This is a genomic window from Pseudomonas sp. UBT, from assembly GCF_050915955.1.
GTDB lineage: Bacteria > Pseudomonadota > Gammaproteobacteria > Pseudomonadales > Pseudomonadaceae > Aquipseudomonas > Aquipseudomonas antarctica_A.
In genome coordinates, this window is sequence record NZ_CP168080.1 from 56474 (window position 1) to 76837 (window position 20364).

At 60.7% G+C, this 20364-nt stretch carries 21 protein-coding genes and 1 pseudogene; 9 read left to right on the top strand and 13 right to left on the bottom strand.

Annotation, left to right across the window (positions count from 1 at the left end; all coding sequences use genetic code 11):
• Positions 1-7: 7 nt before the first annotated feature.
• Genes ACDZ94_RS23345 through ACDZ94_RS23355 form a run of 3 tightly spaced genes read right to left on the bottom strand, consistent with a single transcriptional unit; the run spans position 8 to position 2208 of the window.
• Positions 8-334, bottom strand: a complete 327-nt coding sequence (locus ACDZ94_RS23345; RefSeq protein WP_064450848.1) for a DUF3325 domain-containing protein — start codon at positions 332-334, stop codon at positions 8-10.
• A complete protein-coding gene (locus tag ACDZ94_RS23350; protein ID WP_432751579.1) occupies positions 335-1909 on the bottom strand; it encodes a PepSY-associated TM helix domain-containing protein in 1575 nt (524 codons plus the stop codon).
• Positions 1906-2208 carry a DUF3649 domain-containing protein gene (locus ACDZ94_RS23355; RefSeq protein ID WP_064450846.1) on the bottom strand — a complete coding sequence of 101 codons (303 nt, stop codon included), beginning with the start codon at positions 2206-2208 and terminating at the stop codon, positions 1906-1908. The genes ACDZ94_RS23350 and ACDZ94_RS23355 overlap by 4 nt, the downstream gene beginning before the upstream one ends.
• Before the next feature lie 170 nt (positions 2209-2378).
• Here ACDZ94_RS23355 and ACDZ94_RS23360 point away from each other — a divergent pair, with 170 nt between their 5' ends.
• From ACDZ94_RS23360 to fecA, 3 genes and pseudogenes are all read left to right on the top strand, one after another.
• Positions 2379-2867, top strand: a complete 489-nt coding sequence (locus ACDZ94_RS23360; RefSeq protein ID WP_064454860.1) for a sigma-70 family RNA polymerase sigma factor — start codon at positions 2379-2381, stop codon at positions 2865-2867.
• Positions 2864-3809: pseudogene (locus ACDZ94_RS23365) on the top strand (FecR domain-containing protein). The gene ACDZ94_RS23360 and the pseudogene ACDZ94_RS23365 overlap by 4 nt, the downstream one beginning before the upstream one ends.
• Positions 3810-3911: 102 nt before the next feature.
• Complete coding sequence (gene fecA, locus ACDZ94_RS23370; protein WP_432751580.1) at positions 3912-6248, top strand: TonB-dependent Fe(3+) dicitrate receptor FecA; 2337 nt, start codon at positions 3912-3914, stop codon at positions 6246-6248.
• 191 nt (positions 6249-6439) lie between these two features.
• On the opposite strand, the gene ACDZ94_RS23375 is transcribed toward fecA, so the two are convergent.
• Positions 6440-7312, bottom strand: a complete 873-nt coding sequence (locus ACDZ94_RS23375; protein ID WP_432751581.1) for a LysR family transcriptional regulator — start codon at positions 7310-7312, stop codon at positions 6440-6442.
• A 106-nt stretch (positions 7313-7418) separates the two neighbouring features.
• Here ACDZ94_RS23375 and ACDZ94_RS23380 point away from each other — a divergent pair, with 106 nt between their 5' ends.
• Complete coding sequence (locus ACDZ94_RS23380; protein ID WP_432751582.1) at positions 7419-8930, top strand: MFS transporter; 1512 nt, start codon at positions 7419-7421, stop codon at positions 8928-8930.
• A gap of 58 nt (positions 8931-8988) precedes the next feature.
• Here ACDZ94_RS23380 and ACDZ94_RS23385 read toward each other — a convergent pair whose 3' ends face one another.
• Complete coding sequence (locus ACDZ94_RS23385; RefSeq protein ID WP_064450842.1) at positions 8989-9399, bottom strand: HPF/RaiA family ribosome-associated protein; 411 nt, start codon at positions 9397-9399, stop codon at positions 8989-8991.
• Positions 9400-9612: 213 nt separating this feature from the next.
• Positions 9613-10560, bottom strand: coding sequence for a LysR substrate-binding domain-containing protein (locus ACDZ94_RS23390; RefSeq protein WP_053254551.1), 948 nt, complete (start codon positions 10558-10560; stop codon positions 9613-9615).
• A 137-nt stretch (positions 10561-10697) separates the two neighbouring features.
• On the opposite strand from ACDZ94_RS23390, the gene ACDZ94_RS23395 reads away from it, so the two are divergent.
• From ACDZ94_RS23395 to ACDZ94_RS23405, 3 genes are all read left to right on the top strand, one after another.
• On the top strand, positions 10698-12074 hold the full coding sequence (locus tag ACDZ94_RS23395) for an L-serine ammonia-lyase (protein WP_407017801.1): 1377 nt from the start codon (positions 10698-10700) through the stop codon (positions 12072-12074).
• A 62-nt stretch (positions 12075-12136) separates the two neighbouring features.
• Entirely contained in the window at positions 12137-13423 is a 1287-nt protein-coding gene (locus tag ACDZ94_RS23400) for a serine/threonine transporter (RefSeq protein ID WP_432751583.1), read from the top strand.
• 299 nt (positions 13424-13722) lie between these two features.
• Positions 13723-14040: a DUF3509 domain-containing protein gene (locus tag ACDZ94_RS23405; protein ID WP_064450839.1), complete on the top strand. Its 318-nt coding sequence runs from the start codon at positions 13723-13725 to the stop codon at positions 14038-14040.
• Here ACDZ94_RS23405 and ACDZ94_RS23410 read toward each other — a convergent pair.
• The 4 genes from ACDZ94_RS23410 to ACDZ94_RS23425 form a co-directional block, all read right to left on the bottom strand.
• Complete coding sequence (locus ACDZ94_RS23410; RefSeq protein ID WP_064450838.1) at positions 14037-14525, bottom strand: phosphate-starvation-inducible protein PsiE; 489 nt, start codon at positions 14523-14525, stop codon at positions 14037-14039. The two genes, ACDZ94_RS23405 and ACDZ94_RS23410, sit on opposite strands and share 4 nt — an antisense overlap.
• Positions 14526-14690: 165 nt before the next feature.
• Positions 14691-14963, bottom strand: coding sequence for a type II toxin-antitoxin system RelE/ParE family toxin (locus ACDZ94_RS23415; protein WP_082895828.1), 273 nt, complete (start codon positions 14961-14963; stop codon positions 14691-14693).
• On the bottom strand, positions 14953-15141 hold the full coding sequence (relB, locus tag ACDZ94_RS23420; protein WP_064450837.1) for a type II toxin-antitoxin system RelB family antitoxin: 189 nt from the start codon (positions 15139-15141) through the stop codon (positions 14953-14955). Before relB ends, ACDZ94_RS23415 begins: the two co-directional genes overlap by 11 nt.
• 152 nt (positions 15142-15293) lie before the next feature.
• Positions 15294-15554, bottom strand: a complete 261-nt coding sequence (locus ACDZ94_RS23425) for a DUF6124 family protein (protein ID WP_432751584.1) — start codon at positions 15552-15554, stop codon at positions 15294-15296.
• Between the two features lie 273 nt (positions 15555-15827).
• On the opposite strand from ACDZ94_RS23425, the gene ACDZ94_RS23430 reads away from it, so the two are divergent.
• Complete coding sequence (locus ACDZ94_RS23430) at positions 15828-16088, top strand: YebG family protein (protein WP_016974596.1); 261 nt, start codon at positions 15828-15830, stop codon at positions 16086-16088.
• Positions 16089-16143: 55 nt separating this feature from the next.
• On the opposite strand, the gene ACDZ94_RS23435 is transcribed toward ACDZ94_RS23430, so the two are convergent.
• Positions 16144-17163, bottom strand: coding sequence for a Glu/Leu/Phe/Val dehydrogenase family protein (locus tag ACDZ94_RS23435; RefSeq protein WP_064450835.1), 1020 nt, complete (start codon positions 17161-17163; stop codon positions 16144-16146).
• A gap of 187 nt (positions 17164-17350) precedes the next feature.
• On the opposite strand from ACDZ94_RS23435, the gene ACDZ94_RS23440 reads away from it, so the two are divergent.
• Positions 17351-18154: a SirB1 family protein gene (locus ACDZ94_RS23440; protein ID WP_221294005.1), complete on the top strand. Its 804-nt coding sequence runs from the start codon at positions 17351-17353 to the stop codon at positions 18152-18154.
• A 54-nt stretch (positions 18155-18208) separates the two neighbouring features.
• On the opposite strand, the gene ACDZ94_RS23445 is transcribed toward ACDZ94_RS23440, so the two are convergent.
• Positions 18209-19579, bottom strand: coding sequence for an MFS transporter (locus ACDZ94_RS23445; RefSeq protein ID WP_262667081.1), 1371 nt, complete (start codon positions 19577-19579; stop codon positions 18209-18211).
• 133 nt (positions 19580-19712) lie between these two features.
• Positions 19713-20357 carry a maleylacetoacetate isomerase gene (gene maiA, locus ACDZ94_RS23450; RefSeq protein WP_221294004.1) on the bottom strand — a complete coding sequence of 215 codons (645 nt, stop codon included), beginning with the start codon at positions 20355-20357 and terminating at the stop codon, positions 19713-19715.
• Between the last annotated feature and the right edge of the window lie 7 nt (positions 20358-20364).

Here is a 20364-nt window from a genome sequence, read left to right on the forward strand (position 1 = left end):
GGCAGGCTCAAAACAGGGCGAAGGCAGCAACCGGGCTGGCCAGCAGGCCGACACCCGCCAGGCTCAAGGCCAGCCTTGGCCGATACGGCAACAACAACACCAGCAAGAGTGCGCTGAGCATCAACACAGCGCACCACTCCACCAAACCTTGAGCCCAACCCGAGGCTGCCACCGCTGGCCACGTCGACAGCACCAGCAGCAACCCACCGGCCGTACGTAACGTCAGGCGTCGAGGTGGCGAAGGCTTGCTGTGCAGCAGTTCGCCATGATGACGATCGGTGGACAGGCACAGCGCGGCAAACCCGGCGTAACACATCAGCAATGCGAGCAGCATTCAGTTCGCCTCCTGCTTGAGCGTCAATGCGGGTGCACGTTCGACCTTGGGCTGCGGCGCCGTGCGGTGCTGCATCTTCCAGGCGGCCCACGCCAGGAACAGACCGCTGGCCAGGCAGGTCAGGTCGAAGCCGGCCATGGCCCAGTCGCCGCTGGCCAGTGATACGCCCAAATGCTGCGAGGTGGTCAGCGCGTTAAGCAGTGGGACCGCCACAAACAACAGCGCGCCGAGACTCAACTGCTCAACCCAAGCCTGGCGGCCTCGACGCAGCACGGCGTGCAACAGGCTCAGGCCCCAGGCAATAAAAAAGGTATTTATTTCCCAGTCGGAGCGCTCGGCGAAGCTCACCGGCAACAAGCGGTTGGCCCAGAAAAACCCTGCGATGGCGAGCATCAGCCCGGACATGCTGGCGATATTCAGCACTTCCACCAGCCGCAGTTCAAACGGCATCACCGAGGTTTTAGCGTGCTTGAACTGACGCTTGCCGAGCCATATCACCAAGCCGGTGCCGATCATCGCCGTGCCCGCCAGGCCACAGATAAAGTACAGCCAGCGCAGCACCGGGCCAGCGAAATGGCCCATGTGCAGGCCATAGAAGCTGCCGCTGATTGCCGCCGGCAGTGACTGCTCGCCACTCACCCGCAACAGCTCGCCAGTGGTGCCATTGAATGACAGGGTGCTGCCGAAATCCTGCACCACACTGTCGGAGCCCGCGCGGACCACATTGACCGACGCATTCACATCACTCGGGTTATTCACCACCAAACGACCGACATGGCCGCCCGCCCATTGCGTGCGGGCCTGCTCAAACATTGGCAACAACGGCAGCAATTTGCCGGGCTGGCCGAGCGCCGGCGCATTGTTGATCGCGGGGAACACTTCGTTGAAAAACGCGCGGCTGTCGCTGCCGTAGGAGGCAGCGATCGGCGCAGGCATCACCATGTTCATAAATATCACCAGGCTGCTGTAGGTGATCATCAGGTGAAACGGCAACACCAGCACACCTACCGCGTTATGCCCGTCAAGCCAGGAACGCTGGCCTTTGCGTGGGCGAAAGGTGAAGAAGTCCTTGAAGATTTTCTTGTGGGTGATGATGCCGGTGATTAACGCGACGAACATCACCATCGCGGCAATGGTCGACAGCCAACGGCCCCACGGGTAAGGCATTTGCAGCTGGAAGTGGAATCGGTAGAAGAATTCGCCGCCCGTGCTTTCGCGGGCCTGGACGGGTTGGCCGGTGACAGGGTCGAGGACCTTGTGGATGAAGTTGCCCCGCTTGCCGGGGTCGAGTTTGTCTTGCCACATCACCGACAGGCCCGGGTCGCGGCTGTCCGGCAAGGTGATAAACCAGCGCGCGGCGTTGGGCGCCTGTTGCTGCAAATAGGTTTGCGCGGCAGCGAGACTGCGCGCGTCGTCCAGTGGATAGGCCCGCACTTCGGGCTGCATCCAGTGGGTCATTTCGTCCTTGAAATAGGACAAGGTGCCGGTCAGGAAAATCGCAAACAGCAGCCAGCCAAATATCAATCCCGCCCATGTGTGCAACCAGGCCATGGCCTGGCGAAAGCCCTCTTTCATGTGCGCGCCATCCACAAACCCACGCCCGCCAAGGTGGCAAACAGTGCACTCGGCACCATTACACCCGCCCATGCGCGCCATGCCGTGCGGCAGGCGAAACACCAGAGCACCGCCAGCAGGTAAAACACAAATGAACTCATCATCCCGGTGACCACCGCGTCGGCGCGGGAAGTCGGCATCCACAGCGCCAGGCAAATGCTGGCCAGGGACGCCATCAAATAGCCACCCACCACGGCTGCCAGCACGCGCGAGGTGACGGCTAGACGGTAGGTAACAGGCAGTGAGCGTTTGCTTTTCATGCGGGAGGCGCCAGGTTCATCAGCGCGCAATATTAATGATAAATATTCTCATAAGCAAAAGAGAACGGATGATTCATCTGCTCGGGCGGATTGCCGAACCTTGTCAAGCCCCCTACAATGCGAACAATTCTTGTTCTCTAGAGCATGCCAATGCTTGTGGAGTGATTGCGTTGCAGCCGTCCAATACCGTCGAAGTTTTGTACAACGACCATCACCACTGGCTCACCGGCTGGTTGCGACGCAAACTCGGCTGCCCGGAAAGCGCGGCCGACCTGGCGCAGGACACGTTCATCCGCGTGCTCACCGCACGGGAAACCCCAACGCTGATCGAACCCCGCGCCTTCCTCACCACCGTCGCCAAGCGCGTACTGTTCAACTTCTACCGCCGCCAGGACCTGGAACGCGCCTACCTCGAGGCACTGGCGCAGAGCCCTGAACACGTGGCGCCCTCTGAAGAAGAACGCGCCATCATCCTGCAAACCCTGCTGGAGCTGGACCAACTGCTCGACGGCCTGCCCACCCTGGTCAAACGTGCATTCCTGCTGGCCCAGCTTGACGGTCTGACCTACGCACAAATCGGCGCCGAGCTGGGCATTTCCATCGCCACGGTCAAACGCCACCTGAATAAAGCGGCGATGCGCTGCTACTTCGCCCTGTGAACTTTTCAACCCAGGTTGCCGAGCAGGCGGTGCATTGGCTGATGGAAATGCAGCAAGGCGCGCTCAACCCGCGCCAGCAAGCGGCCTGGCAACAATGGCTGAACGCCCACAGCGAACATCAGCGCGCGTGGGACCATATGCAGCGCGTGAACCAGCGCCTGCGCGGCATGCCCTCGCCGCTGGCGCATGCCGCGTTGAGTGCGCCCAAATCCAGCAGCCGGCGCCAGGCCCTGAAGCTGTTGCTGATCCTCGGTGCGGGCTCGGCCGCCTGGGGCCTGCGCCAGCAGCATATTTTGCCGCCATTGACCGCCGACTACCGCAGCCCCGTCGGCCAACGGCCAACGGCGCAATGTGCAATTGGCCGACGGCAGCCGGTTGCAGCTCAACACCGGCAGCGCGGTGGATGTGCATTTTGATGGCAGCCAACGCTTGATCCGCCTGCTTGAGGGCGAAATGCTGCTGACTGCCCGCGCCGGCAATACGCCGCTGCATGTACTCACCGGCCAGGGTTTGCTCAGCAGCCAGGCCGCACGGCTGAATGTGCGCCAGTTCAACGACCATACCCAACTGGCCGTTTTTGACGGCACTGTCGACATAATGCCCAACGGCTACCGCGGCCTGCCGCTGAGCGTCGAGGCCACGCGCCAGGTCAATTTCACCCGTAAAGGCTGGGACACCCCACTGCCCACCGACGCCAACAGCGGCGCTTGGTCCGACGGCATGCTGGTGGCCGCGCACATGCGTCTGGAGGATTTTCTCGCCGAGCTGGGCCGCTATCGCCGTGGCCAGCTTAATTGCGACCCGCAAGTGGCCAACCTGCTGCTGTCCGGCAGCTACCCGCTGGACGACAGCGAGCGCATCCTCGACCTGCTGGAAGTCAGCCTGCCGGTCAAAGTGCGGCGGTTTACCCGCTACTGGGTGACGGTCCAGGCTCGCGCCTAAAATTATTTCAGCACTTTTTTACCCGTAAGTGAGCCGATTTCCACACCTCGCGTGACAGAGAAGGAAAGCCACCTTGATCTTTCCTTCTCAGGACCGCTCTTCATGCCCCAGCAACCGACGCTTCTCGCCCGCACCTTGCGCCAACTCCTACTGGGCGCCAGCCTCAGTCTTACCGTGCTGCCGCAGGTGATGGCCGCCGATGCCAAGCCGTATCACATCGCCCCGGCGACCCTGGAAGCAGCGCTGAATCAATTTGGACGTGAGGCTGGCGTGTTGATTTCTTTCGGTTCCGCGGTCACGGCCGGCATGCAGAGCGGTGGGTTGTCGGGCAATTACGGCGCTGCCGAAGGCCTGCAAAAACTGCTGGAGGGCACGGGCCTGCAAGCCCGCGCCGAAGGTGATAACGCCTACAGCCTGCAACCGGCCAACGGCCCCGCTACCGTCGAACTGCAAACCTCAAGCGTGGTCGGGGACTGGCTCGGCGACGCGGCGCAAACCAACGTGTTCGAACACCCTGGTGCGCGTGATGTGATCCGCCGTGAAGAGTTCGAGCGCCAGGGCGCGACCCAGGCCCGTGACGTGCTCAACCGCATTCCCGGCGTCAACGCCCCGGAAAACAACGGCACCGGCAGCCACGATATGGCGCTGAACTTCGGCATTCGCGGCCTCAACCCGCGCCTGGCATCGCGCTCCACCGTGCTGATGGACGGCATCCCGGTGCCCTTCGCACCGTATGGCCAGCCGCAGCTGTCATTCGCGCCGATCAGCATGGGCAATATGGACGCGGTAGACGTGGTACGCGGCGGCGGCGCAGTGCGCTACGGCCCGCAAAACGTCGGCGGCATCGTCAACTTCGTGACCCGCGCGATCCCGGATGCGCCGACGGTCAAAGGCGGCTTGCAGACCGAGACCAGCCCATCCTCCAGCCACGACGGCTTCAAGACCACTGGCAACCTGCTGGCCGGCGGCACCGCGGACAATGGCCTGGGCGGCGCGATCCTGTACTCCGGCACGCGTGGCGGCGACTGGCGCGAAAACAGCAACACGCGCATCGACGACCTGATCCTCAAGGGCAAATACCAGTTGGACGACGCCAACAGCTTCAATGCCATGGCGCAGTACTACGAAGGCCAGGCCGATATGCCCGGCGGCTTGAACGTCAAGGACTACAAGGCTGATCCGTACCAGTCCACGCGCCCCTACGACAAATTCTGGGGCCGCCGTACGATGTTCAACGCCGGTTACCGCTACCAGGAAGACCGCCGCGAATTCACCGCCAACACCTTCTTCACCACAACGTTGCGTAATGGCTACCTGGACCAGGGCAGCTTCCTCTCGCTGTCACCGCGCGAGTACTGGGTACGTGGCCTGGAAACCCGTTTCGCCCAAGGCTTCGACATAGGCCCGAGCAGCCATGAAGTGGGCGTCGGCTACCGCTACATCAACGAAGCTGGCCACGAATTGCGCTACCGCACGCCGATCAGCGCCAACCAGCAGTTGCCGACCACCAACAGCCGCAATGACCGCGACACCCGCGGCGCCACCGAGGCCAATGCGTTTTTCGTCGATGACCGCATTGATATCGGCAAGTGGACCATCACCCCGGGCGTGCGCTACGAGATGATCGAATCCCAGCAGACCAACAACCTGACCAACGTGAAGTACAAAGGCGACTACAACACCGCACTGCCGGCGTTGAACGTGCTTTACCACCTCACCGAAGACTGGAACCTCTACGCCAACACCGAAGGCTCATTCGGCAGCGTGCAGTACAGCCAAATGCCGAACCGCGTGACCAGCGGCGAAGTGAAACCGGAAAAAGCCCGCACCTGGGAACTCGGCACACGCTATGACAACGGCACCTTGCGTGCGGAAATCGGCGCGTTCCTGATCAACTTCGACAACCAGTACGACAGCAACCAGACCAACGATTCGGTGATCGCGCGCGGTGAAACGCGCCATCAGGGTATCGAGTCGAGCATCAACTACGCGCTCGACGGTTTGAGCCCGGCGCTCGCGGGGTTTGATGTGTACGCCACTTATGCCTATGTGGACGCGACCATCCGTGAAAACGGCCCGAACAAAGGCCACCGCGTACCCTTTTCGTCCAAGCACAAAGGCACCCTCGGCGTGGGTTACACCGAAGGCCGCTGGAAGCTCAACCTCGACAGCAGCTACCAGAGCAGCCAGTTCGCCGACAACGCCAACACCCAGGCTGAAACCGCCGACGGCGCGAACGGACGCATCCCCGGCTACATGCTGTTCAGCAGCCGCGCGGCGTATGACTTCGGCCCACAACTGTCGGACTTGAACGTAGCAGTCGGTGTGAAAAATATCTTCAACAAGCAGTATTTCACCCGCTCGTTCGACGACAACAACAAGGGCAAATACGTGGGCGAGCCGCGCACCGTCTACGTGCAAACCTCCATCGCGTTTTAACTGCCTGAGTCATAGCGCTTCAATTAAGGCGTGGGACCTTACAAACGATGCAAGACCCTGTGGGAGCTGTCGAGCTTTAGCGAGGCTGCGAAAGCGGTGGGTCAGGCAACTAATTTTGCCTGTGCCATCGCCTTCGCAGCCTCGCAGGGGCTCGACAGCTCCCACAGGAGTTCGGCCTTTTCGATTGGGCGCTAGCTGCCCGCCAAGCAACTCGGCGTGCTGGCGACCAAAGCGTCGATGGCGCAGCGCGTCTTGGCCGGCATGTGCGCGGCCGTGGGCCAAATCACATGGATCGGCGCAGGCTGGTCGCGGTAGCTCGGCAGTACCGCTTCCAGTTGGCCACGCAGCACATAGTGCGCAATCAACCAGCTCGGCAACCAGGCCAGGCCCACGCCAGCAATGGCGGCATCGGCCACGGCCTGGAGGTCGTCCAGCACCAAAGGTGATATCACCCCCGAGCTATGCGAAGTAGCGCAACGGTAGGCAATGCCTCGATGACCGGCGAGGTCCTCGATACATTCAATCCGCCCGACACGTTGCAAATAGGCCGGTGAAGCGGCCAGGCCCACGGACTGTTCGCCCAGGCGGCGTGCACTCAGGCGGTCTGTATCCGGGAGCGGGCCGATACGCACGGCAACGTCGAAGCCTTCCTGCGCCAGATCCGTCAGCCGGTCAGAGAAGGAAATCTCGATTTCCAATTGCGGGTACCGATCCATCAAGCCCCACAAAGCAGGTGCCGCATAGTGGTGACCGAAGGCCAGCGGCAAGCTTGCCCTTAACCGCCCACGCGGCTGCTGGCGGCCACTCTCCAATACCGATTCGGCGGCCTCCAACTCTGCCAGTGCACGCAGGCAATGCTCGTAATAAGCCTGCCCGTCCTCGGTCAGACGCTGGCGGCGGGTAGAACGCTGCAACAGGCAGGTGCCCAAACGGGCCTCCAACCGCGCCAACCCCTTGCCCACCGCCGAACGCGTGAGGTTCAGGCGTTCGGCGGCTTCGGTCAGGTTGCCGCTCTCGACGATTTGCAGGAAGAGTTCGACGCCATCAAAACGCGGGGTGGCCATGAGTCTATTGTCGCCTTTAATTCCCTTATTGACGGAAAACTTATCACAAATAAAGAACCCTGTTCCCGCGAGAATACTGCTCTCACCCAATCGAAAGGAACCACCCATGCCGCCCGCCGCCGCTGTATCGGTCGTCAGCGCCCCGCGTACTGCCAGAGATGGCGTTGCCCTCACCGCCGTCTGCCTCGTAGCCCTGATGTTCGGCCTGGAAATCTCCAGCGTGCCGGTCATCCTGCCAACCCTGGAACAGCAGTTGGGCACGGGCTTTCAGGACGCGCAATGGATCATGAATGCCTACACCCTGGCCTGCACCAGCGTCTTGATGGCAGCGGGCACACTGGCCGATCGCTTTGGGCGTCGGCGCATGCTGGTGCTGTGCTTGTGGCTGTTTGGGCTGGCCTCGCTGGCGTGTGGGTTGGCGAACGACGCGTCCACGCTGATCGCTGCACGTTTTGTCCAGGGCTTGGGCGCCGGTGCCATGATGATCTGTCAGTTCGCAATTCTTTCGCACCGGTTTCGTGAACCCGCGGCACGGGCGCGCGCTTTCGCAATATGGGGCGTGATCGCGGGCGTGGGCCTGGGCTTCGGACCGATGGTGGGCGCGTTGATTTTGGCGGTAGCGGACTGGCGCTGGGTGTTCCTCGTGCATGCGCCGCTCACCCTGTTGACCTTGGTGTTGCTGCGCATCAGCGTCGAGGAATCCCGCGACCCGGCCGGCCATCGACTCGACATTGCCGGCATGCTGACCCTGACGCTGTCGGTATTTGCGCTGGTGTACTTCATCACCCAGGGCAGCGAGAACGGCTTCGGCGCACCGGCCATGCTCGGTTGGGCAGGCTTGTCGCTGGCCGGGCTGCTGCTATTTATCCTGATTGAAAGGCGCAGCGCCCAGCCGATGTTCGATTTCTCGGTGTTCCGCATCCAGCGCTTCAACGGCGCGCTGATGGGCTCGATCGGCATGAATTTCAGCTTCTGGCCATTCATGATCTACCTGCCGCTCTACTTCCAGGCCGGCCTGGGCTACGACACGATGACCACCGGCGGCGCCCTGCTCGCCTACACCCTGCCCACGTTGCTGGTGCCACCGTTGGCCGAACGCCTGGCCCTGAGCTATGGCGCAGAACGCATCATTCCCTTGGGACTGGGCTTGATGGGCGCAGGATTTATCACCATGGCAGCGGCCAATGGTGCCGAGCATCCGAGCATTGCCTGGGTGCTTTTCAGCTGCGCGATGGCCGGCGTGGGCCTGGCGCTGACCAATTCGCCCACCACCAACACCACCACCGGCTCGGTGTCAGCCGACCGCGCGGGCATGGCCTCGGGCATCGACCTCAGTGCACGGCTGATAACCCTGGCCCTCAATATCGCGCTGATGGGGCTGGTGCTGTTGCTGGGAATCAACCATCACCTCGCGAGCCTGCTCCCCGAAACCACGGCCATGAATTGGCCAGAAATCAGCCAGCATATTGCGGCGGGCAAGCTGGACGTGTTGGCGCTGGCCCCCACCGATGCCCAGGCCGCGCTGCGCCACGGCGTCGGTTGGGCGATGCTCTTTGCGGGCCTGGGCGCTTGCGGGTTGGCGGTGTTGAGCGGGTATTTTTTCCGACGCGCCAAATAAACGAAAACGGGCCTGCAAATGCAGGCCCGTTTTAGTAGGGATGAAAGACCGTCAGCTATCAGCTGTTAAAGACCGCACGTTCTTTTTCCAGAAACTCCTGTTCAAGCTCATCTTCATTGACTTTGGTGGTCGGCTGGCTTTTCCCGGCAGCGCGTGGCTTGCCTTGCAGTTTGCCGAACAGATGTTCCAGCGCATGCTCCAGCTTGACGGCTGCACCGTCGATCGCCTGTTCCAGGGTATCGGCTTTATGCAATACCGACAGCGGTTGATGGCCCTTTGGCCGTGCTTCCAGACGGCAACTTAAATCGTGGGGACCAGGCTTGTCGCCATTTTCGTCCTTCAGGTAGACCTCGACACGGGTCAGGTGCTCTTCATAATGTTCGAGCGTGCTCTCAATGGTAGTACGTACCCACTCCTCCAGTCGGATGCTGCTTTCAATATGGTTATCGCTATTGACTTGGATTTGCATAGTTCTTCCCTTATTTCAGCTAGCTCGCGAGAGGTCACAAACTGCAACACCGGGGTGGTGAAACCATGACCTCTTGATTACACAATTGAGCAGTCAGAAGAACATTTCAAGTCCTTTGCAAAGATAAATCCCACATTACAAATTAAGTCTGACTACGAGCAAAAACGCTGTTAGGGTGGGGAGTTAGTTACATCTTCTTACGCCCAGCGAACCTTACAATTGCCCCTCCCCCAACGGGTGCAATCCGCGAAAAATCCCCGCTTCTTCCACCAGCCAGTCATGCACCGCACGTACGCCCGGATGGCTGAGCGCGCCCGGCGCGTAAAGCAGCACGTAGCGTTTATGGTTGGGCACGGCCAGCCCAAACGGCACGATCAAGGTGCCGCGCTCCAGTTCATCATTGAGCAACGTGCGCCGCGCGATGGCCACGCCCATGCCGGCGATGGCAGCCTCGATGGTCAGGTGATTGCGGTTGAAGGTGTGCCCGCGCCGCACATCGGCTTGGTGATAGCCAATGGCGTTCAGGTAAAACTCCCACTCGGCGTATTCATAACTCCCACGCCAGGCAGTAATGTCATGCAACAGCGGGAAATGCACCAGGTCAGCCGGGCCATGCAAGGGCGGGCGGCCGCGCAGCAGGCTGGGGGCGCACACCGGGAAAATTTGTTCATCGAGCAGGGCTGTGGATAACAGGCCGGGGTAGCTGCCGTCGTTCAAGTCGATGGCCAGGTCGAAGTCACCCTCGTGCAGCGCGATGCTGCTGTCTTCGGCGACCATGCGCAGCTGGATATCCGGAAAACGTTGCTGCAGGCGTGGCAAGCGCGGGGTCAGCCACTTGCCGAGAAACGAGGGGATAGAACGCAACCGCAAGGTGCCGCTGATCATCCCCGCGTCCAACCGCTGCAATTCGGCATCGATGCTGCCGTAGGCCTCCCCCACCGTCGCCGCCAATCGCTGCCCTTCGGCACTCAGTTCCACCCCGCGCGCACGTCGATGAAACAGGCGAAAGCCCAAACGCTCTTCCAACTGGCGGATTTGCTGGCTCACCGCCCCCGGTGTGATGTGCAGTTCTTCGGCGCAGCGGGTGAACGACAGATGCCGCGCAGCACAGGAAAAAACGTGCAGCCAGACATACGTCTGACCATGAAGGGGGCGGGCCATAGGGTTTAGTCCTGCTAAAGGGTGTCTTAGGATAATTCGTTGGTCAGTGCCGATCCAGAGGCTCAGTATCGCGCCAATTCCGCTCGTCCTACAAAACATGGCAGCGATTTCTACTCCATTGCTTGTAAGGCTTTAGCATGGCTATCAGTGTTTTCGATCTATTCAAGGTGGGCATCGGCCCTTCCAGCTCGCATACCGTCGGCCCGATGCGGGCGGCGGCGACCTTTGCCCAAGCCCTCACCGACCAACATTTGCTGAACGACATACGCCGTGTCGAAGTGCGTCTGTACGGCTCGTTGTCCGCCACCGGCGTCGGCCATGCCACCGACCGCGCCTGCGTGATGGGCCTGATGGGCGAATGGCCGGACAAGGTCGATCCCACCTCGATCAACGCGCGTATCCAGCAATTGCGCGAGTCCGGCCGTTTATTGCTCGCGGGCAAGCAGGACATTGCCTTCAACTGGCACACAGACCTGCTCCTGCTGGACGAAAGCCTGCCCTATCACCCCAACGCCATGTCCCTGCACGCCTACGGCGACAGCGGCCTGCTCAGCGAACAAACCTATTACTCGGTAGGTGGTGGTTTCATCATCGAAGCGGCTGAAGCTGCCTCAGGCATTGCGCCTGCCAGCGATGTGGAATTGCCCTACGACTTTTCCAGCGCCGTCGAACTGCTGGCCCTGTGCAACACGCACGGCCTGCGGGTTTCGGAATTGATGATGGCCAACGAACGCGCATGGCGCAGCGATGAAGACATCCGCAGCGGGCTGCTGCATATCTGGTCAGTGATGCGCGAATGCGTAGAGCAAGGCCTGCGCCATGAAGGCATCTTGCCAGGTGGCCTTGATGTGCCACGCCGTGCGGCGAAATTGCACCGCAGCCTGTTGGAAATCGGCAAACCCAATGTCATCACTTCGACCTTGTCGGCCATGGAATGGGTCAACCTGTTCGCCCTCGCCGTCAACGAAGAAAATGCTGCCGGCGGGCGTATGGTCACTGCGCCAACCAACGGCGCGGCAGGCATCATTCCAGCGGTGCTGCATTACTACATGAAGTTCAACGCGGACGCGTCCGACGATGATGTGGTCAATTTCTTCCTCGCTGCAGCGGCCGTCGGCATCCTGTGCAAAAAGAACGCCTCGATCTCCGGCGCCGAAGTCGGTTGCCAGGGCGAGGTGGGTTCCGCCTGCGCCATGGCCGCCGCCGGCCTGGCTGACATCCTCGGCGCCACCCCGGAACAACTGGAAAACGCCGCCGAAATCGGCCTGGAACACAACCTCGGCCTGACCTGCGACCCGGTCGGTGGCCTGGTGCAAGTGCCGTGCATCGAGCGCAACGCCATCGCTGCCGTCAAAGCCATCAATGCCACACAAATGGCCCTGCGCGGTGACGGCAAACACTTCATTTCCCTCGACCGGGTAATCCGCACCATGCGCGATACCGGCGCCGATATGCATGACAAATACAAAGAAACTTCACGGGGCGGCCTGGCGGTCAGCTGGGTGGAGTGCTGATCGGAGCACTTTTACCCGCCCCATACGTGAGCCCGCGCAAAAATAATAACGAGGCAATACCGATGACCGATGTACGTACACCTGCTGCCGAAAATCCTGCTTCAGAGACCACCGTAACAACTGGCTGGACCAAACACGACACCACCTGGATGCTGGGCCTCTACGGCACCGCCATCGGCGCAGGCACCTTGTTCCTGCCAATCAATGCTGGCGTCGGCGGCTTCTGGCCGCTGATCGTGCTGGCGTTGCTGGCCTTTCCGATGACCTTCTTTGCTCATCGTGGGCTGACGCGTTTTGTATTGTCAGGCAAATCCGGCGACATCACCGACGTGGTCGAAGAACACTTCGGCGTCGGTGCCGGCAAGCTGATCACCCTGCTCTACTTCTTCGCCATCTTCCCGATCCTGCTGGTGTACAGCGTGGCGCTGACCAACACGCTGAGCAGCTTCATGGAACACCAACTGCACATGGCCACGCCGCCGCGGGCGATCCTGTCGCTGGTGTTGATCCTCGGTCTGATGGCCATCGTGCGCTGCGGCCAGGGTGTGATCGTCAAGGCCATGAGTGTGCTGGTGTACCCGTTCGTCGCCGCCCTGCTATTGCTGGCCGTGAGCCTGATCCCCAACTGGAACGGCGCATTTTTCGCCTCGGCCAGCGAAGGCATGCCGTTACCGCTGTTCTTCAAGACCCTGTGGCTGGCGATCCCGGTGATGGTGTTTTCCTTCAACCACTCACCGATCATTTCAGCGTTCGCGGTTGACCAGAAGCGCGTGTATGGCGCCCAGGCCGAGCGCAAAAGCAGCGGCATCCTCGCCACTGCCCACGGCGTGATGGTGCTGACGGTGATGTTCTTCTGCTTCAGTTGCGTGCTGGCCCTGTCGCCAGCTGACTTGGCCGCCGCCAAGGCGCAGAACATTTCGATCCTGTCGTACCTGGCCAACCACTTCCAGACCCCGGTGATCGCCTACGCCGCGCCGTTGATCGCGCTGGTGGCCATTACCAAATCCTTCCTCGGCCACTACATCGGCGCCAGCGAAGGCTTCCAGGGGCTGATCGTCAAATCCCTGCGCGGGCGTAACCGCTCGATGTCGTCCAAAGGGCTGGAACGCTGCACCGCACTGTTCATGGTGCTGACCTGCTGGGCCGTGGCCACTTTCAACCCAAGCATCCTGGGCATGATCGAAACCCTGGGCGGGCCGATCATCGCGTGCCTGCTGTTCCTGATGCCGATGTACGCGATTCGCCGCGTGCCGTCTCTGCGCCAGTACTCGGGCCAACTGTCGAATGTGTTTGTGGTGGTGATCGGGCTGATTGCGCTGTCTGCGATCGTTTTCTCGGTATTGCCCTGAAATAGCCCACCGCCCTCAAGAACAACACAAAACAAATGCGGGAGTGGGCTTGCTCCCGATGGCGGTCCTTCAGCCGAGCATTTATTGACTGATACACCGCTATCGGGAGCAAGCCCCCTCCCACATTGGACTATCACTGGGTGATGGATTGCTTTACGGCACGGCCCTTGCTGTACAGCTCATGAGGCAAACGGACTTTGTGAAACCTCAGCGACGGAGTGGCCGATGGTCAGGCAACGCGAACTAATCCTGACACCGGTCGTCAATGACTGCATGTTCCTATCAGGCGGTAACGCACCATGGACAATCCTTTTCAGATCATCACCGACACCTTCACCCCCAACTACCGCGTCAACCTGAGCATCCAACGGCTGGATGGCAGCATCATGCTCACCCTCTCGAATGAGGACGGCGTGGTGGCCAAACGCATGATCAGCGCCGAACAACGCAACGACCCGCAGCGGCTCAAACGGCTGGTGCAAAGTATTCAATTCGGCATCGCCATCGAGCAGGGCCACAGCGCCATGGAAATACTCACGGTGATGACGGACGGCGACAGCCACAAACTCCTGCAGCCACCGCCCGCCCGCACCCTGCCCTTCAGCGTTGGACTTTAAAGCTCGCCCTTCTCGGTTTCCAGGCTCGCTTCGCCCTTGCGGCGCGGGCCTTCAACCTTCACCGACGGGAACGCCGACGAGGCGTAGCGCACCACCAGAATCGAGAACGCCAACAGCAGAATGCCGCCACACAGGTAGATGATGCCGATGTCAGGCGGATTGTGGTGCGACACGTTGGAAATCAGCAGGCGCGTCAGCGCAGTGATCGCCACGTAGATCAGGAAGCGCACCGGCATGTGGTTGGTCTTGAAGTAAATCCCGACCATCGCGCCCAGTTCCAGGTAGATGAACAGCAGCAAGATGTCATCAATCTTGATGTGCCCGGTCTCCAGCATCCCCAGAAACTCCATCACCGCTGCCCAGGCGGTCACCGCACCAATGGCGAACAGCGCCAGGTAATGGAACGTCTCGACGAACAGATTGCCCAGCGACTCGGCCAGCCCATGGACTTGCCGGCGCAGCTTTTCGGCCCAGTTGATTTTCACGATGATGCTTCCTTAGGTCGGCTCGACCGGATAATGCGGGTTGGACGTGACGGTTGTTTTGCATGCAGAAAAAAGGCCAGAGGCACGTATAAGATGATGGCGGGGTGACATGAGACACTTACGAAGATGAGCAGAGTAGATACTTTACTCATCCGAGAAGCGGATCTATGAAGGATATCGCTGGCGTGCGTGTAAAACCGAGAGAACCCGAATGCTGTCGGTCACCTGATAGACGACCAGATAATTCGGATGCACCACCATTTCTCGCGTGCCGACGACACGTCCAGGGCGGTAAAGGTGGGGTCTACGAGATAGCGCCAGCACACAGGCTTCTATTGCCTGGTTCAGCTCAAGCGCTGCCACTGGATTGCGGTCGCTGATGTAATCAGTAATTTGCCGGAGTTGTGCCCGCGCTGCGGGGGCCCACTCAACCAGCATCGCCTTTCTTGCGTTTGGATTCGATTAGCTCACGCATCTCGGCCATCACCTCATCATGAGGAATACCTGGGCTTGGGTCATCGAGAGCAGCTTGCACTTTGGCGCGAAACCAGCGGTCGTAGCTGTCGGCCTGCGCTTCGGTATCTGTTGGGATGCCTGAGGAAAAGGAAGTGTCCATAAATGCCTCCGTTGTCGATGAAGAGGAAGTCTAGTCGCTGACGTTTTTACTGTCGTGTTCCAAGCGATGAAGTGAGTAACAGAAAAAATCCAAGATTACGCAAAGACTTTTTGGATCGTTCCCACTCACGCAGGAACGACCGGGTCTAAATCTCAGGCCGGTGCGACGTGCTCCAGGGCTCGGTCGACCAATAAGCCGCCCATTTCCACTAGTTGGTGAATCGCCAAGACCAGGCTTCGCTGCGGGCCTTCAAGGTCGAATGCCAGCGTATTGGCCATTTCACGGGCGCTGCTTAGGGTTTCGCTGGCGTTTGCCAGAAGGGTTTCTGTGTCCACTGTAGGTGTGACGCCAAATAGCGTGACGGGCGGCTCGGAATTCAAAGCATCGGCGGTACGGTGAGTATTGTTTTCCATGGTGCGGCTCCGGTACTAATCAAGAAAGTTCTCCTTTTCGTGTTCGAGCCGCCAAGCTCGGCCCTGCGATGCAAGGCCCGGAGAAGGTAAGCCACCGTAGGATTACTCGGCAACCTCAGCGTGTTGTCAGAAACTTCCGTTGTAGCAAACCCCTATTTCCCGGCTACATTAAAAAACTGCTACCCAAACCCCAGGGTTTGGCTTACTCTTTTAGCTGTATATAAATACAGTAGTCGAAAAAGACAACTATCGTGAAGGCATGTGAGGTGGTAAATGGCCGTCGAAGTGGTATACCGCAGCAGCCGAGATCTGGAGCGTTTGTTCATGGATAAAGCCGAAGCTGACCGTCATGACAAAATGCTTGAACTCGCTGAGTTGCTGGCAGAAGTGTTGCAAAAAGCCGTGCCGTCCCTGAGCGAGCAGCAGGTGGAAGAAGCCGGGATCTACATGGCGAAGAACCGCGATGTATTTGCCAAGGCGTTCAAGAGCCAACCGGACGCTTTGTCCGAGTTGCTGAACCCAACGGCGGAATAAAGCCCGAATTGAACAGGCCCTGAATCAATGATTCAGGGCCTTTTTAATGCCTGGCCTATTTGTACAGCAGGCGCTCGGCCAGCTCATCCGCCACCCGTGCGGGGGAGCGTTTTTCGGCCTGGGCGTGGGCGAAGATTTCGGTGAGGCGCGTACCGATGTTGGAAAGGTGCGCGGTGATGTCCGCCAGCTCGGCGCCGGCGTGTTTGAGGGCAACGTAGATCAGGCCGCCTGAGTTGATCACGTAGTCCGGGGCGTAGAGGATGCCGCGCCCTTCCAACTGGTCGGCGATGTCCAGGGTGGTCAGTTGCGCGCTGGCAGAACCGGCCACGGCGGCGCAACGCAGTTGGCCGACGCTGTGCCGATTGAACACCGCACCGAGGCCACAAGGCGCGAGAATGTCGCAAGGCGTGCTGAGCAAGGCGTCGTTGGCGATAGGGTGTGCGCCGAGTTGCTCCATGGCGAGCTGTACCTTGCCGTGGTCGATGTCGCTTACCAGCAATTCAGCGCCCGCGGCATGCAGTTGTTCGGCGAGGGCGTAACCCACATTGCCCAGGCCCTGCACCGCAACGCGCAAGCCTTCGAGGTTGTCACTGCCCAGGCGGGCCATGGCGGCGGCACGGATGCCGGTGAAAACGCCCATGGCAGCATGGGGCGCGGGGTCGCCGGCGGCGGTGGTGCTGGTGACGAAGCGCGTGTGCTGGGCGATGCAGTCCATGTCGGCCACTGAAGTGCCGCTGTCGATCGAGGTAACGAAGCGGCCATCGAGTTTTTCAATGCAACGGCCAAACGCTTCAAATAAGGCGGCGCGACTTTCCACGTGCACGGGACGGATGATCACCGCCGTCCCGCCGCCCACCTGCAGGCCGGCCAGGGCGGCTTTGTAGCTCATGCCTTGGGCCAGGCGCGCGGCATCGGCCACGGCACTTTCATCGTCGGGGTAAGCGAGATAACGGCAACCGCCCAAGGCAGGCCCCAAGCGGCTGTTATGAATGGCGATGACCGCCTTCAGCCCGGTGACCGCGTCGACGCTCAGGTGCAGCGACTCAAGGCGGGTGCTGTGCATAAGCGCAAACATCGTCGAGCTCCCGAATCACTTCTGGTAGAGGCCCAAGTATAGGCTTGCGGTAGAAAACTGCCGAAGTGCGCTGGAATAAGCCGCCGGATTTCGTGGGGTCTGCGACATAAGCACGTCGGTTATTGCTTAAGTCACTGGACGAAAATTCACAGCAAGGCTAAAACGGGGGCATCCGCCGGAGAACGCAATGAATCCCCGCAAAGCCTTTTTCGCCTGCCTGGACCGTTCACCCCCTGCGCTGTTTGAAGCTGCGCTGTGGATTGCTGCCGAACACGACCCCGCCGTGCAGCCCTTGCTGATCCTGCAAGAGCTCATTGTGCTGCAGCAACAGGTCAGCGTTGGCATGCCCATGTTGCCGGCGGATGAACTCGGCCAGCCGCTGCTGCGGCGCATGAATGACTTGGGGTTCGCCCAGGATGACTTCACCCCGCTGCGCCCGGCGGCGGCCTTGCTCGACAAGGTATTGCAACGCAAACGCGGGCAACCCCTGGCCATGGGCCTGATCGCGCTTGAGTTGGCGCGGCGCCTGGATATCCCCATGGTGGGCGTGAACTTCCCGGGCCATTTCCTGCTGCGGGTGCCCGGCGCCGATCACCTGCTGGACCCCTGCGGCGGGCGGCGCCTGTACCCCAATGACTGCCGAGAATTGCTGCATCGCCAGTACGGGCCGAATCTCAAGTTACACGCCGACCACCTGCTGACCGCCGACCCGCGCTCGATCCTGCAACGGTTGTCACGCAACCTGCGCCAACTGCACCTCTCCAACGACAACCCGCTGGCCGCGCTGGTCGACGCCGAACGCGTGCTGGAACTGGGCAACGCCAGCGCCGCCGACTACCTGGCGCGGGCCAGTTTGTACCAGCGCCTGGATTGCCCGAGCGCCGAACGTTTTGACCTCGAGCACGCCTTGTTGCTCAGCGAGGACCCGATCCAGCGCCTGCGCCTGACGGAGCGGCTGGGGCACCTGCCGCCCAACTCAGTGGTGCACTGAAATACGTGCTGTGTGGCGAGCCGGCTCGCCACATAAACCGCGTCAACCGGTCAATCAGTGATTGGCCGGCGCCTTGAGAATATCGCTATACAGCGGGCTCTTCGGCGCAGTCGGTACAGGCGAGCGCACCTGGATGATCAACAGCGCCGCAATCACCGCCGGAATCGCACAGAAGAAGAAAATCTGCTCCACCGGAATATGCATCGCCAGCAACATGCTGCCAAAGAGCGGCCCCAGGATTGACCCGAATCGCCCCACGCCCAACGCCCAGCCAGTGCCGGTGGCGCGCACATGCGCCGGGTAGAAGTTACTGGCGAAGGCATTGAGGGTCAGTTGCCCACCGATGATGCAAAATCCGGCGGCGAATACACAGGCCACCAGATAGCGCGGATTATCGTGGTTCAGGCCCAGCAAAATGGTGCATACCGCCGCCGCTGCCAACACGCCGGACAGCAGCCGTACCTTGCTTTTCAGGCGGTCGGCGAACCAGGCCATGCCGATGGCGCCCAACGTGCCGGCGAACAGGAACATCGAGGTCACCAGGTTGGCTTCGTTCAGCGCCAGGCCACTTTCCAGCAACAACGACGGCAGCCAACTGATCATGAAATACAGCAGGATCAGGCTGACGAAAAAGGTCGCCCAGATCAACACGGTCGGGCGCGCGTAACCATTTCGGAACAGCTCGACCACCGTGAGTTTGCTGCCCCGCTCCTGAAGGTTTTCGGCTTCGCTCGCCAACGGCGGTTGCCAGTCGGGCAGCATGCGACCAGTGACTTTGCGCAAGCGCGCATACGGCGGCGCATCCCGCAGCAGGCGCGGCAGGGATTCCGGCAACAGCCACATCAGAAAAGGAAACAGCAGCAACGGCGTCACGCCGCCGGCGAGGAATACCGCCTGCCAACCGAAACCATCGATAAACCCTGCGGCCACGAAACCACCCGCCGCGCCGCCGAACGAGAAACCGCACGCGGCCAGGGTCACCATCAAGGTGCGCATCCGGGGCGGCGAATAGTCCGACATCAACGCCATGGCACTCGGCATTGCGCCGCCCATGCCAATACCGCAGATAAACCGTGCGGCCATCAGCGTGGTCAGCGAATTGGCAAACACCATCAACACCGTGAGGCTGGCGTAGATCAGTACGCAGCCGAGCAGGATGCGCCGCACGCCAAAGCGGTCAGCCAGTGGCGTCACCAGCAACGAGCCCAGCGTCAGGCCCAGCAGGTTGGCACTGAATACCGGGCCGAATGCCGCTTTTTCCAGGCCCCAATCCTTCGCCAATGCTGGAACCACATAGCCCAGCACCTGCGCGTCGTAGCCATCGGTTACCAGCAGCAACGCCAGCAACAGGAGAATCAACCACTGATAGCGCGACACCGGACGGGCGTCGAGTGCCGCGCGAAAGCTGGCAATCTGATTGTGCATCGCAAGGTACCTGTTATTTTTATGAGGATGTCGCCGATCAAAATGTGGGAGCGGGCTTGCTCGCGAAAGCGATGTGTCAGCGACAAATGTTTCGACTGATCCGACGCATTCGCGAGCAAGCTCCTACATTGATTCAGGGTGCTTCTGGGGTATCCGGTTGATTAGCCGGATGCGCCTGCACAAACGCCGGATGCTGCGCCGCCAACGCCGCCACGCGCCCAATGCGCGGGTACGCCGCCAACGGCACCTTGAAGCGTTCGGCCGCATACAGCTGCGGAATCAGAAACGCATCCGCCATCCCCGGCTGCTCGCCAAAGCAAAAGCCTTTATCGCCAATCAATTGCTCGACTGCACCCAGGCCCTGGCTGATCCAGTGCCCGATCCACTCCAGCAATTGCGCCTCGTCATGCCCCCACTGGCGCAGCAGGTTCTGGGTGCTGGAGTTGTGCAACGGGTGAATATCGCAGCCGATGATCGACGCCACCGCGCGCTCATGGGCACGGGTTGCGAGGTCTTTGGAAAGCAGCGGCGCCTGTGGATAACGTTCGTCCAGGTACTCGATGATCGCTGGCGACTGAATCAACAACTCGCCCTCGTCGGTACGCAGCGCCGGCACCCGGCCTTGCGGGTTGATCGCCAGGTACGCCGGTTGGCGATTGGCCCCGCCGGGCGGCACCAGCAGGTTGACCGGCACGGCGCTGAAGTCCAACCCCTTGAGCGCCAGGGCGATACGCACCCGGTACGACGACGTAGAACGGTAGTAGGTATAGAGTTCCATCGCCCTG

Bases quoted from the DNA above. Each gene is read 5' to 3' on its own strand.
- ACDZ94_RS23345 (WP_064450848.1), bottom strand. From the start codon at position 334: ATGCTGCTCGCATTGCTGATGTGTTACGCCGGGTTTGCCGCGCTGTGC.
- ACDZ94_RS23350 (WP_432751579.1), bottom strand. From the start codon at position 1,909: ATGAAAGAGGGCTTTCGCCAGGCCATGGCCTGGTTGCACACATGGGCG.
- ACDZ94_RS23355 (WP_064450846.1), bottom strand. From the start codon at position 2,208: ATGAAAAGCAAACGCTCACTGCCTGTTACCTACCGTCTAGCCGTCACC.
- fecA (WP_432751580.1), top strand. From the start codon at position 3,912: ATGCCCCAGCAACCGACGCTTCTCGCCCGCACCTTGCGCCAACTCCTA.
- ACDZ94_RS23375 (WP_432751581.1), bottom strand. From the start codon at position 7,312: ATGGCCACCCCGCGTTTTGATGGCGTCGAACTCTTCCTGCAAATCGTC.
- ACDZ94_RS23380 (WP_432751582.1), top strand. From the start codon at position 7,419: ATGCCGCCCGCCGCCGCTGTATCGGTCGTCAGCGCCCCGCGTACTGCC.
- ACDZ94_RS23385 (WP_064450842.1), bottom strand. From the start codon at position 9,399: ATGCAAATCCAAGTCAATAGCGATAACCATATTGAAAGCAGCATCCGA.
- ACDZ94_RS23390 (WP_053254551.1), bottom strand. From the start codon at position 10,560: ATGGCCCGCCCCCTTCATGGTCAGACGTATGTCTGGCTGCACGTTTTT.
- ACDZ94_RS23395 (WP_407017801.1), top strand. From the start codon at position 10,698: ATGGCTATCAGTGTTTTCGATCTATTCAAGGTGGGCATCGGCCCTTCC.
- ACDZ94_RS23400 (WP_432751583.1), top strand. From the start codon at position 12,137: ATGACCGATGTACGTACACCTGCTGCCGAAAATCCTGCTTCAGAGACC.
- ACDZ94_RS23405 (WP_064450839.1), top strand. From the start codon at position 13,723: ATGGACAATCCTTTTCAGATCATCACCGACACCTTCACCCCCAACTAC.
- ACDZ94_RS23415 (WP_082895828.1), bottom strand. From the start codon at position 14,963: ATGCTGGTTGAGTGGGCCCCCGCAGCGCGGGCACAACTCCGGCAAATT.
- relB (WP_064450837.1), bottom strand. From the start codon at position 15,141: ATGGACACTTCCTTTTCCTCAGGCATCCCAACAGATACCGAAGCGCAG.
- ACDZ94_RS23425 (WP_432751584.1), bottom strand. From the start codon at position 15,554: ATGGAAAACAATACTCACCGTACCGCCGATGCTTTGAATTCCGAGCCG.
- ACDZ94_RS23430 (WP_016974596.1), top strand. From the start codon at position 15,828: ATGGCCGTCGAAGTGGTATACCGCAGCAGCCGAGATCTGGAGCGTTTG.
- ACDZ94_RS23435 (WP_064450835.1), bottom strand. From the start codon at position 17,163: ATGTTTGCGCTTATGCACAGCACCCGCCTTGAGTCGCTGCACCTGAGC.
- ACDZ94_RS23440 (WP_221294005.1), top strand. From the start codon at position 17,351: ATGAATCCCCGCAAAGCCTTTTTCGCCTGCCTGGACCGTTCACCCCCT.
- ACDZ94_RS23445 (WP_262667081.1), bottom strand. From the start codon at position 19,579: ATGCACAATCAGATTGCCAGCTTTCGCGCGGCACTCGACGCCCGTCCG.
- maiA (WP_221294004.1), bottom strand. From the start codon at position 20,357: ATGGAACTCTATACCTACTACCGTTCTACGTCGTCGTACCGGGTGCGT.